12 protein-coding genes and 1 tRNA gene are annotated in these 11,688 nt (G+C 60.0%); 8 read left to right on the top strand and 5 right to left on the bottom strand.

Annotation, left to right across the window (positions count from 1 at the left end; genetic code table 11):
• Positions 1 to 27: 27 nt before the first annotated feature.
• From betA to sigJ, 6 genes are all read left to right on the top strand, one after another.
• Positions 28 to 1,677 carry a choline dehydrogenase gene (gene betA / locus AAFN47_RS15040; RefSeq protein ID WP_499810098.1) on the top strand — a complete coding sequence of 550 codons (1,650 nt, stop codon included), beginning with the start codon at positions 28 to 30 and terminating at the stop codon, positions 1,675 to 1,677.
• A 90-nt stretch (positions 1,678 to 1,767) separates the two neighbouring features.
• Positions 1,768 to 3,087 carry an O-antigen ligase family protein gene (locus AAFN47_RS15035; RefSeq protein ID WP_499810061.1) on the top strand — a complete coding sequence of 440 codons (1,320 nt, stop codon included), beginning with the start codon at positions 1,768 to 1,770 and terminating at the stop codon, positions 3,085 to 3,087.
• A 76-nt stretch (positions 3,088 to 3,163) separates the two neighbouring features.
• Positions 3,164 to 3,238, top strand: a tRNA-Gln gene (locus AAFN47_RS15030).
• A gap of 151 nt (positions 3,239 to 3,389) precedes the next feature.
• Entirely contained in the window at positions 3,390 to 3,773 is a 384-nt protein-coding gene (locus AAFN47_RS15025; RefSeq protein ID WP_499810060.1) for a hypothetical protein, read from the top strand.
• Positions 3,770 to 4,324: a hypothetical protein gene (locus AAFN47_RS15020; RefSeq protein ID WP_499810059.1), complete on the top strand. Its 555-nt coding sequence runs from the start codon at positions 3,770 to 3,772 to the stop codon at positions 4,322 to 4,324. Before AAFN47_RS15025 ends, AAFN47_RS15020 begins: the two co-directional genes overlap by 4 nt.
• The gene (gene sigJ, locus AAFN47_RS15015; protein WP_499810058.1) at positions 4,311 to 5,201 is read left to right on the top strand and encodes an RNA polymerase sigma factor SigJ; all 891 of its coding nucleotides are present in this window, start codon (positions 4,311 to 4,313) and stop codon (positions 5,199 to 5,201) included. The genes AAFN47_RS15020 and sigJ overlap by 14 nt, the downstream gene beginning before the upstream one ends.
• Before the next feature lie 3 nt (positions 5,202 to 5,204).
• On the opposite strand, the gene AAFN47_RS15010 is transcribed toward sigJ, so the two are convergent.
• From AAFN47_RS15010 to AAFN47_RS14995, 4 genes are all read right to left on the bottom strand, one after another.
• Positions 5,205 to 5,852 carry a nuclear transport factor 2 family protein gene (locus AAFN47_RS15010; RefSeq protein ID WP_499810057.1) on the bottom strand — a complete coding sequence of 216 codons (648 nt, stop codon included), beginning with the start codon at positions 5,850 to 5,852 and terminating at the stop codon, positions 5,205 to 5,207.
• Positions 5,853 to 5,903: 51 nt separating this feature from the next.
• Entirely contained in the window at positions 5,904 to 6,713 is an 810-nt protein-coding gene (locus AAFN47_RS15005; RefSeq protein WP_499810056.1) for an IclR family transcriptional regulator, read from the bottom strand.
• A gap of 43 nt (positions 6,714 to 6,756) precedes the next feature.
• Complete coding sequence (locus AAFN47_RS15000) at positions 6,757 to 7,302, bottom strand: NADPH-dependent FMN reductase (protein WP_499810055.1); 546 nt, start codon at positions 7,300 to 7,302, stop codon at positions 6,757 to 6,759.
• A gap of 63 nt (positions 7,303 to 7,365) precedes the next feature.
• On the bottom strand, positions 7,366 to 8,340 hold the full coding sequence (locus AAFN47_RS14995; RefSeq protein ID WP_499810054.1) for a Bug family tripartite tricarboxylate transporter substrate binding protein: 975 nt from the start codon (positions 8,338 to 8,340) through the stop codon (positions 7,366 to 7,368).
• A gap of 181 nt (positions 8,341 to 8,521) precedes the next feature.
• Here AAFN47_RS14995 and AAFN47_RS14990 point away from each other — a divergent pair, with 181 nt between their 5' ends.
• Both AAFN47_RS14990 and AAFN47_RS14985 read left to right on the top strand, forming a co-directional pair.
• Positions 8,522 to 8,986 carry a tripartite tricarboxylate transporter TctB family protein gene (locus tag AAFN47_RS14990; protein WP_499810053.1) on the top strand — a complete coding sequence of 155 codons (465 nt, stop codon included), beginning with the start codon at positions 8,522 to 8,524 and terminating at the stop codon, positions 8,984 to 8,986.
• 4 nt (positions 8,987 to 8,990) lie between these two features.
• The gene (locus AAFN47_RS14985) at positions 8,991 to 10,490 is read left to right on the top strand and encodes a tripartite tricarboxylate transporter permease (protein WP_499810052.1); all 1,500 of its coding nucleotides are present in this window, start codon (positions 8,991 to 8,993) and stop codon (positions 10,488 to 10,490) included.
• A gap of 10 nt (positions 10,491 to 10,500) precedes the next feature.
• Here AAFN47_RS14985 and AAFN47_RS14980 read toward each other — a convergent pair whose 3' ends face one another.
• Positions 10,501 to 11,652 carry a hypothetical protein gene (locus AAFN47_RS14980; protein WP_499810051.1) on the bottom strand — a complete coding sequence of 384 codons (1,152 nt, stop codon included), beginning with the start codon at positions 11,650 to 11,652 and terminating at the stop codon, positions 10,501 to 10,503.
• Positions 11,653 to 11,688 lie beyond the last annotated feature (36 nt).

The following is an 11,688-nucleotide window of genomic DNA, read 5'->3' as shown; positions in this document are numbered from 1 at the left end:
GAGGAAGCAACGGTGGAAAACCAGGCATTGAAAGCTGACTTCGTCATCATCGGATCCGGATCCGCAGGCTCCGCCATGGCGAACCGCCTGTCGGAAGATCCGCGGAACCGGGTCATCGTGCTGGAGTTTGGCGGCAGCGACGCCGGCCCGTTCATCCAGATGCCCGCCGCCTTGTCCTATCCGATGAACATGGGCCTATACGACTGGGGTTACCAGACGGAGCCGGAGCCCAATCTCGGCAGCCGACGCCTCGTTGCGCCGCGCGGCAAGGTTCTCGGCGGGTCGTCCTCTATCAACGGCATGGTCTATGTCCGCGGACACGCGGAAGACTACAATTTCTGGGAGGAAGACGGCGCACAGGGTTGGGGATACGCCGACGTGCTGCCCTATTTCCAGCGCATGGAAACGTCCCAGGGCGGACAGGAAGGCTGGCGCGGGGCATCCGGACCGCTCCACGTGCGTCGCGGCGTGGCCGACAATCCGCTTTTCGGAAGCTTCATCGAAGCCGGACGGCAGGCGGGCTTCGAGACCACGCCCGACTATAATGGCGAAAAACAGGAAGGCTTCGGCCTGATGGAACAGACCATCCACGCCGGTCGACGCTGGTCCGCCGCCAACGCCTATCTGAAGCCGGCGCTGAAGCGTCCCAATGTCGAACTAATCAAGTGTTTCGCGCGTCGGATCATCTTCAATGACGGCCGCGCCGTTGGCGTCGAGATCGAGCGCGGCGCAAAGATCGAGGTCGTCGCCGCCGATCGCGAGGTCATTGTTGCGGCGTCCGCCTTCAATTCCCCAAAGCTTCTCATGCTGTCGGGCGTTGGCCCGGCGGACCAGTTGCGCGATCAAGGCATCGAGGTGATCCAGCACCGGCCGGGCGTGGGCGCCAATCTGCAGGACCACCTCGAACTCTATGTGCAGCAGGAGTGCCTCGAGCCGATCACGCTCTACTCCAAACTCAATCTGGTCTCCAAAGCCCTGATCGGCGCGCAGTGGCTCTTCTTCAAGACCGGCCTCGGCGCGTCGAATCATTTCGAGGCGAGCGCCTTCGTGCGCTCCAGGGCCGGCGTGAAGTACCCTGATATCCAGTTCCATTTCCTGCCGGTCGCCATTCGCTACGATGGCACGTCGCCCGCCAGGGCCCACGGATTCCAGGCGCATGTTGGCCCCATGCGGTCGAAATCGAGGGGAAATGTCACTTTGCGGTCATCCGATCCGCGGGAAGCGCCGGTGATCCGGTTCAATTATATGAGCCATCCCTCCGACTGGGAGGATTTCAGATACTGCATCCGCCTTACCCGCGAAATCTTTGACCAGGAGGCGTTTGACGTCTATCGCGGACCCGAACTGGCCCCGGGCCGCGACGTTACGAGCGACGAAGGACTGGACGCTTTTATCCGCGATCACGCAGAAAGCGCCTTTCACCCATGCGGCACCTGCCGCATGGGCCGCGCCGATGATCCGCGCTCCGTGGTGGACCCCGAATGCCGGGTGATCGGCGTCGATGGATTGCGCGTCGCCGATTCCTCGATCTTTCCGCAGATTACCAACGGCAATCTCAACGGTCCGTCGATCATGGTCGGCGAAAAGGCGTCCGACCATATTCTCGGCCGTCCGATGCTGCCGCGCTCGAATCTTGAGCCCTGGATCAATCCGCGCTGGCAGGCGTCGGACCGCTGATGCGCTTTCAGCGTGACAGAAAGACCTCGTTAACCATATAAGGCGATGATTTTCCTGCTCTGCAGGAACGAGACCTTTAGCGGCGGACAAATGTCAGCGACCTATGACGACACGGGGAAAAGCCGCAGCGGGGCCGGACCCGCCCTGACGCCGGCAAGGATGAAAAACCTTGCCGCGACGGGCCTTGCGTATATCGCATTCTGTCTGCTCATGCTGTCGCTCAGGCCGTTCAGCCCGACCAGCATACTGGACGTGGAGGCGAACGAGGGCGACAGGCTGAACCAGATCGGCTTTCTCGCCGCCGGCTCCATCGTGTTCATTGGTCTGATCACCCTGGTCGACAGGAAGAAACTCGCCGCCTATGTCCAGCCGGCATGGATCGGGATCTACCTTGTGCTTGCACTGTCGATCGTCGTCGCACCTGACCCATCAGCCGCAATGCGCTCCGTCATATTGACGCTGATCGGCATGCTGATCGCTTCGGCGGTCATTCTGCTTCCTCCAGACGAGGAGAGCTTTGCGCGGATGTTGGCCGCCGTCATGCTGACGTTGCTGTTCATCAACTACGCAGGTTTTGCGCTTCTTCCGAGCCTCGCCATTCACGGGGCGGATGCATTCGAACCACAGCACGCCGGCCTCTGGCGCGGTTCATTCACTCACAAGAACATCGCCGGCCCCGTCATGTCCGTGTTCGTCATGTTCGGCATCTATATCTATCGCCGGGGGATGCGATTGTCCGGGATCGCAGTCGCCCTTCTCGCCTTCATCTTCGTGCTCAAGACCGGCTCCAAGACGACCAACGGATTGTTGCCGATGGCGGTCATGGTGGTGCTTGCCGGACGGATTTTCGGCTTGCCGAAACTCACCGTCATTCTGTCCGCCCTTGCAGTCATCCTTGCCGCCTTGCTGACCATAGGCACGATCTACTCGGATGCCCTCGCCAGCCTGACGGGGTCGATCCTCGACGATCCGAGCTTCACCGGCCGCTTCACGCTCTGGAAATACGGGCTTGAAAACTTTTCGCAAAATTTCTGGCTGGGAACGGGCTATGACAGTTTCTGGGGAAGGCCAGTCGTCACCGGCATTGAAGAACCCTACGAATGGGCGTGGGATTTTCGCGGCATCGTCCACGGCCACAGCAATTATGTCGACATGCTTTTGACGCTCGGCGTCGTCGGCTTTGCAATCATGGTCTGGGCCATCTACATCATGCCCGCCGTCAACTATGTCAAAGCCTGCCGCAACCCCGCGAATGCGGCGCGCGCCGATCTCTTCATGATGGTGATCCTCTTTTTTGCTCTTCTTTCATTCCTGGAGACATTCTTTCTGCGCCGCGTCGACCCCATCTGGCTGCTGATGATCATGGCGATCATGCAATTGCAGGTGCTCGCAAGGCAGGAAGAACGGTAAAGTCGATTTCCGGCGCTTGAAATTTCATCATCAGATGATAAATGCAGAGCGCTTGAGCGAAGACTCGCGCAAATACTGGGGCGTGGCCAAGCGGTAAGGCAGCGGCTTTTGGTGCCGCCATTCGCAGGTTCGAATCCTGCCGCCCCAGCCAGCTTTCAGAAATTCACTTAACCTGAACACGCCAACCAGACGCCGAGGGTGGCAGTCTCAGCGTCTTTGCATTCGACTCAATGAGATAATTCTTATCCCCCGCGTCACGTTTCGCGGTGCTGTCTCGTCATAACAGGCATGGAGGTTTAGCCATGCGTGTTGTTCTTGCTGCACTTGCTCTCTACCACGGCGCCAACGGCGCGTTGATGCTTGCCGCCCCGGAACTTTGGTATTCCATCGTACCGGACGTCGACCATACCGGTCCTCTCAACGTCCACTTCGTTCGCGATATCGGACTGGCGTTCATCGCTGCGGCGGCCGGACTCGCAATCGCTGCGCTCAGCTTCAAGAACAGCGTCGCGATGTGGCCGGCAGCAATCTTCCTCGCCGGACATGCCGGCCTGCATATCACGGAAATGGGCGTCCACGGCGCGGCGCCGCTCGCCGCCGCCCGGGACGTTGCGACCATCGTCCTGCCCGGACTATTGCCGCTGTTTCTTCTCTCCCTTCCCTGGAAAAAGGAGGTCCGGTCATGATCCGGCGTTTTCTCGACAGATCGATCAGGCGTTTTTCGAACCACTACGATTATGATGCGTCCTATATGCGCGAAATTCTCGATGAGAGCACGGCGGCGGGTTTTCAACTCGCCATGTCGAGCGCTCTCCTTCAAAGAGATTTCGGCGTCTCCAAAGAGGCGTTGTACGCTGCGAAAATACGCAGCGTGATGCGCGCCGATTGCGGACCTTGCCTGCGCCTCGCCATGACGATGGCTGATGAAAGCGGCCTGTCGCCTGACGCCATCCTGACAGCGCTCGGACATGGAGAAGCGTCTGAAGACGCAGCGCTCGCCATACGCTTCGCCGACGCCGTGCTGGACAATTCCGCCGATCTGGCGGAAACAGTTGAGGAAGCGCGCAAACGTTTCGGCGATCGGGCGCGCATCGGGCTCGCGGTCGCCGTACTCGCGGGACAGTTCTATCCGCTCCTCAAGCGCGGCATGGGACACGCCGCCACATGCGAGCCGGTTGTGCGGGACTATATCGCAGCCAACACGCGGGAAGAAGAGTTCGCCCATGCCGCCGAATGATGCATCTGACAGGCTCGACGCCTTCATGGCGCATCGCTCGCGTCTGTTGCGCCTTGCCTACCGGCATCTCGGCTCCGTTTCGGAGGCAGAGGATATCGTGCAGGAGGCGTGGCTGCGTTTCGATGGCGCGTCGCAGGTGGACGATCCCGCGCGGCTGCTGTCCACGATTGTGACGCGTCTCTGCCTCGACCGCGCGAAATCCGCCGAAAACAGACATCTCGACTATGTCGGGCAATGGCTTCCGGAACCGGCGAGCGGAGATGCGTTCGAAACAGCAGACGATCGCTCGCTCGACATTTCGTTCGCTGTTATGCGAACCCTCGAAAGACTGTCGGCCGCAGAAAGAGCAGCCTATTTCCTGCATGATCTCTGGGACCTTTCCTTCGAGGAGATCAGCCGCACCTTGTCGCGTTCGCCGGAAGCCTTCAGGAAGCTGGCCTCCCGAGCGCGAAACGCGATCCGAAAGTCGCCGCATCGCTTCACGCCGAGCGAGACCGATCTGAACCGCTTTGTTTCCATCTTCAGGAAGTCGGTGGAAACGGGCGATCCAGGCCCCTTGAAGGCGCTTCTGGCGGAGGACGCGGAGCTCGTCAGCGACGGTGGAGGCAAGAAGATCGCCGCCCTGAACGTCATTTACGGGGCGGACGCGGTCACCCGCTTTCTGTTCGGCATAGCCACGAAGAACCCGAACGCCGGTTCCCTGAAGGTCGTCAAGAGGACTATCAACGACGCTCCCTCGCTGATCGTTTTCCTCTCGGGGCAGATCGACCAGACATTCGCGTTCGACCTCGACAGCGAAGGAAGGATCGCCGCAATCTACATTGTCAGGAACCCCGACAAACTCGCAAGGCTGACGAAGGCAATGGATTATCGATAAGATTTACATTCCCCAGCGATGGGTTTCCCATTCGATGCCGTTTCCTGCGAGCCATTCTTGTCCGGTCGCGTACAGGGAAGCGACCTTATCGCCTTTCAGCCCCGGCATGTCGGACTTTACGGGATATCCGATCGAAGACTGCAGATAGGCGAGATGCCGATATCCTTCAGGAAAGCGCGCCAGGACCTCGGGATCGAGTTCGACGCGCGCGGCCGGATCGACGAGATCCATCCGGTCCTTTTCATAGATCGGCTGGCGCAGGCACAGCCCCCACTCTCCCCCGCGGCGTTCCCAGAAATCGTAGAACCTGCCGGTGCACACTACATCGACCAGCACATCATGCACCTTTGCGCGCTGGGAAATGGTCATTTTTGTCTGCGACACGGAGCGATCGCCCGATACTTCCACGCTGCAGGCGCCGAGAAAATGCAGGATGCTGACGCCCTTGTCCCATCCTTGCCTGTTCATGGCGATAAACTCATCAGCTGTCCCTTGCGTCCAGGTCGCCATCATCCTCCCGTCATCATGCCAGACCGTCCGGAACTTCTCCCAGAAACCGGCGTCCCTCCAGATCACCCAATTGTCCACCAGTTCGCGAATGCGGAGCTTGTCGTCCTTCAGGCTGGCCATATCGGCGATTTCACTGGTCATGGCGTTCTCCTCAATAACTGTGCGAATGGGCGTTGGCTGGTGGCGTCGATGTCAACTCAGCTCCGCCCTGTGCCTGAGCGAGGCGATCGCCTTGCCGAGGGCGGCGAGAGACTTGCTGATGAGTTCATCGGTGAAGCGATCGACCGGCACGGTGACGCTGAGCGACGCGAGTGGTCTTTGACGCAAATCGAAGATCGGCAGCGCGATGCCGCCGATGCCCGGCGTAAATTCCTCGACGACCTTCGCGAACCCGCCCTCCCGGATCCGATCCAGTTTTGACCGCACGTCGGCGGCGGATAAGAGGGAGTTTTTCGCGTAGCTTTCGAAGCGCGCGCGAGAGAGATATTCCTCGCGCAGGGTTTGCGACAAATGCGCGAGAATAACCTGGCCGCCAGAGGTCGCGTGAAGCGGCGCGCGATCATTGAGTCTCAGATGCGCGACAATTCTGTGAGGACCGAGCACCGTTGCAACCACGCGGTGATCGTCGCCCTCGCGAAAGTTCAGCGCAGAACTCTCGCCGGTGAATTCAGTCAGCCATTCAAGAACGGGCGCGACGACCTCGGACAGCTTGCGCGTCGTACGCGATCGGGCGCCGAGATCCTCGATGGCGGGCCCGAGCGAATAGCCGCGCGATTCCTGGTCGAAGGAAAGATATCCATGCCGGGTCAGGGTTCTCAGCACCTGCGTCAGGCTGCTTTTTGGAATGTTCAGTTCTTCGGAGATCTGCACGTGGGTCCGCGCGCCGCCCCATCGTCCCAGAAGTTCGAGAACGTTGATCACGCGCAAGGCGGATTTGACGTCTCCGGAGCCAGCCGGATGGCGAAGGACATTGTCGACATCTTTGAAACGCGGTTCCGACATCTCGAATCTTGTCAGCCTGCTCCTTGCGCGAAAATCTGTTCGGCTAGCTGGTAATCTCAGCCGTAAACGCCGTCAATTGCGCGCGCATCATTTCCCTGGTCGTCTCGTCGGCAATCTTCTCGCCGCTCCCGTCGACCTTCGATTTGGCGAAGCTCACGAAGATCTCGGGCTTTGTGAAGACGCGCGCCTCCAGGAACACCATCACCTGCCGCATGTGGTACTGCATGCGCGAACCGCCCAGCATGCCAGCCGCCGCAGACTGAAGCGCAACCGGCTTGTTCTTGAAGGGCTGGTCTGGCAGACGGGATATCCAGTCAATGGCGTTCTTCAATCCGCCCGGAACCGAGAAATTATACTCAGGGCTGACGATCACAACACCGTCTGCCGCGCGAATATGCTCGGCGATTTCCACCACGCGATCTGGAAAACCATGGGCATTGTGATCATCCGCATTGTAGAGCGGCAGATCGCCGAATCCCGGCGCATCCTCGATCTCGCAGCCGTCTGGCGCGAGTTCAGGCAGCGTGTTGCAAATGGCGCGATTGAAAGAGCCGCTGCGAAGACTTCCACAGATGGTAAGGAGTTTCATAGGCGTATTTCCCTGTAAATCGGCGCAGGCCGAACAGCCTGCGCCGCAGTCGATTGCCGATCTCTATCTTTGCTCGATGCCAGCGTCTTCGCGCACCTTCTGCCAGACGCCGATCGCATTGCGAAACTTGTCCGTGAATGCATCAGGCGACGATGGAGACAGGATGAAGCCACGGTCCTGAAGAGACTTTGCAAAAGCCTCCGACTGAATGGCGTCATTGACCGCCCCGCTGGCGCTCGACAGAATTGCTGCATCAACGCCGTTCGGCGCAGCAACGCCATACCAGGTGGAAACGTCGAGGTCGTGACCGGCTTCGGCGAAGGATTGCACGTCGGGAATGGCCGGATGCCGCTCGGGCGTCGTCACACCGATGCCTTTCAGGTCTCCGGCGCCGATCTGGCCTATGACCGTCGCAGCGACCTCGACCATCATGTCGACCTCGCCGGACAGCACCGCGGCAAGGCCTTCCGGCGTCTTCGCATAGGGAATCTCGAGAAGCTCGATGCCGAGCTCCGAAGCGATCAGCGAAGCAGTCAGATGCTGCGTCGATCCAACGCCGACAGACGCGATGGTGAGCCCGCCGGGATCAGCCTTGGCCTTGGCGACGAGGTCTTCAACGGAATTGATCTCGTGATCAGGTCGCGTGACAAGCACCAGCGGCATCGTCGCAATTCCCGAAACGCCAACGAAATCCTGAGCCGGATCGTAGGGAAGCGACTTGTACATGGCGGCCGCAACGGTGTGACCCGCAGCCATCATGTAAAGCGTGTATCCATCGGGATCCGCCGAGGCGACCGCCGCGGCGCCGATGGTTCCGCCGGCACCGGCCTGGTTTTTCACCACAACGGGCTGACCAAGAATTTCTGATAGTGGCTCGGCAAGTTGCCGGGCGACAGTGTCGGTGCCGCCTCCTGCCCCATATGCGACGACCATATCGACCGGGTGAGCCGGCCAGTCCTGTGCTGAGGCCGGTCCGGCGGCGACGGCCGCGACAGCCACTGCGGTGAAAGCAAGCATGCCCTGCAGTATGCGTTTCATGATTTCATTCTCCTCCCTGGAACAATGACAGACAGATTGTTAACCCGTTCGACTGGCCAATGTAAACACATAAGTGAATTGTTTACATATGTGAACATATTTTCAGTTGACAGGCGTGACCTGAACGTAGAGCATTTCCGACATTCGGATGGCGTCTTCGATCCGTCCGGGGGGAGGAACAATGTTCAGTTTAGCGCGATCGCTGGGACAGGATTCGGTTGCCGCACTGGCCGTGATTGGGCTCGGCGTATACGGCGTCGTCGAGTCCCTCGGCTATCCTCTCGGCGGGCTCCGCAATATCGGCCCGGGCGCCTTTCCGCTGATCGTCAGCGTCCTGCTCGTGCTGTCAGGCGCGTTGATCCTTGCCGAGGGCGTCGCCGCGCTCGGGCGTGAGCGTGAGGCGCCGCCCGACCTCGTCTCGTTTCGTGTGATGATTTTCATCGTGGCCGGCCTGCTTGCCTTTGCCTTTCTGATGCCACTCTTTGGCCTCGCGCCCGCTATCGCGGCGTGCGTGGCGCTATCCGCTCTGGCGGATGGCAGCCTGAAACCCTGGCAGGTGGCGGTCCTTGCGGCGGCGATCGCCTGCTTCTGCGCAGTGGTCTTCGTCGTATTGCTCAACCTGCCGCTTGATCTCGTGACTTGGTAACGGCGTGTCCTTTTTCGAAAACATTTCCCTTGGCCTGTCCGTCGCCCTCAGCTTTTCGACGCTGGGCTATTGCATTATCGGCGTCACCGTCGGCATGTTCATCGGGGTTCTGCCGGGGCTAGGTCCGCTGGCGACCGTTGGAATGCTGCTGCCGCTAACCTTCTATGTACCGCAGACCGACGCCATCGTGATGCTTGCGGGCATCTATTATGGCTCGATGTATGGCGGCTCCACGGCGGCCATCCTTTTAAACCTTCCCGGCACTGCCGGCGCAGCGGTTACATGCCTCGACGGCAATCCGCTCGCCAAATCCGGACGCGCCGGCGTCGCCCTGTTCACAGCAACGCTTTCGTCCTTCTTCGGCGGCATGTTCGGCCTCGTCATCGTCGCCTCCTTCACGCCGATTCTCGCCAGGATCGCGCTCAGTTTCGGATCGCAGGAATATGCGGCTCTCATCGTGCTTGGACTCCTCTCGGCGGCGATGGTCGGCAACGCCTCAAAGGGGCGATCGCTCGCAATGGCGCTCGTCGGACTGTTGATCTCCATGGTGGGCATCGACCCAAATTCCGGCGCCAACCGGATGACGTTCGGGATGCTCTCGCTGGCGGACGGCCTCAATCTGGTGGTCGTGACAACAGGTTTGTTCGGCATCGCCGAAGTTCTGTCAAACGCCGGACGCATCGGCAGTCGGGACGCCCTGAGCGCCCGAATTCGCTTCCGCGACATGCTGCCGACGGCAAAGGAAGCGCGAACGGCGATTGCACCGGCGCTACGTGGCAGCTCGATCGGAGCGGTTCTGGGCATTCTTCCGGGCACCGGAGCGGCTCTTTCGACCTTCGTCGCCTATGCGGTTGAAAAGCGTGTGTCCAAGACGCCGGAACGCTTCGGTCAGGGCGCCATCGAAGGCGTCGTCGCGCCGGAATCGGCCAACAATTCCGCTGCGCAGACGGCCTTCGTTCCAACACTGAGCCTGGGAATTCCCGGCGACGCAATCGTGGCGATCATGCTCGGCGCATTGATCATCCACGGCATCGTGCCAGGGCCGCAGCTTCTGCGCGACCACCCGGACCTGTTCTGGGGGCTCGTCGCGAGCTTCCTCATTGGAAACGTGATCCTGCTGTTTCTGAATCTGCCGCTTATCAGCATTTGGGTGCGGATACTGCGTATTCCTTACTCCGTGCTCTATCCGGCGATCCTGGCCTTTATCTGCGTCGGCGTATATTCCATCCGAAACTCGGTATTCGATGTGGTTGCGGCGACGATGTTCGGCGTTGTCGGACATTTCATGCGTCGTCTCGGCTTTCCGCCGGCGCCGCTGCTGCTGGGCCTGGTGCTTGGCCCCTTTCTGGAGCAAAACTTCCGCCGGTCGCTGATGCTGTCGCGCGGCGACATCATGACGTTCGTGGAGCGCCCCATTAGCGGCGGCATCGTCGCCGTGACGGTTCTCGTCGTCGTCTACATGTTCTGGAGCGATTTTCGCAGATCCCGCCGCAGCAAGGTTTGAACGCCCCTTTTCACTGCTCCGCGCCAAGGCGGAACTGAAAATCATCGAGCACGATGCGTTCGTAATTGCCTGAACTGAATTCCAGTCTCGTAATGCGCATGTAGTCAGCGCTGAAGAACACAGGCCCGTTGTCGCTGAGGCGCAACCGGTCGGAATAGGCGAGATCGGCGCCGCGCCACGCTTTGATAAAGACATCGTCCTCTTCGCCTCTCGGCCAGGCGACGCCGATATATGTTCCGATGAAATCAAACGGCTCCTCGCTGGCCATCCAGGCTGGAACGCCGGAACTGTTATAGGCGACATATTCCGAACTCGTGGTCAGGTTCACGTAACCGGAGCCGGAGTAGAAACGGTTGTGCACAGCGATCCAGTTTCGCCATTCGAGGCCGCCATAGCCGGTTGGAATCTCGAACAGGCTGTCGGAAATGACAAGATCGTCGAAACCGAGCTTTTGCGCTACCGAATCTTCCGGCGGCGGCATCTGCTGCTCCAGGACGCTTACCGACATAGTCACAGCCCCGTATTCCACGGCGACCGGCCTTAGCGAAACCGTTGCGCCGTCCGCGTCCCTTATTTCGACAACCCAATTGCCTGGTTCAGCGACAAAACGATAGTTCCCCTTGGTGTCCGTGGAGACCGCGTGGTAAGCGCCATCCGGTCCCAGAGCGAGCACCTCGTAATCACCAGCGTCAGCGTCGCCCTTGGCGACAAAACGACCACGAACCGACAAAATCGGCACGACGCCAATCGGCGCGCAGGTTTCCACCGGCGTCAATCCTCCACCGGCGTTCGCCCGTTCGACGAATTCGTATTGCTGCTGATCTGTGTCCGACAGCGATTTCCAGCCCTTGGGATAGATGGCACGCAAGCTGTAAACGCCCGCTTCGTAGATCTCGGCGTCCTTGTTTCCAATCGACGTAACGAAGTTGGCGAATCCGTCGATATTGGACCGCACTCCCGTAATGCTGCCATCGGGCCGCTCAAGTTCGATCGGCAGGCGTCCGTACGGACGATCGCCCATATCGAACTTTCCGTTCCGGTTCATGTCGCGATAGACGTAGCAGGAATGTTTCCAGGACTCCCGCGTCCCGGCCTCGGCTACCGGCTGAAGTGCGCCAGAACTCAGTAAAACAGCAAGTGCGGCGCCAGGTAGAGGCTTCATGGCGACTCGTGGCCGAAGCAAGACCGCAGAAACCTG

The sequence above is a fragment of the Hoeflea sp. CAU 1731 genome, from assembly GCF_039888615.1.
Taxonomy (GTDB): Bacteria; Pseudomonadota; Alphaproteobacteria; order Rhizobiales; family Rhizobiaceae; genus Flavimaribacter.
This window is presented reverse-complemented; position numbering and strand designations above follow the sequence as displayed.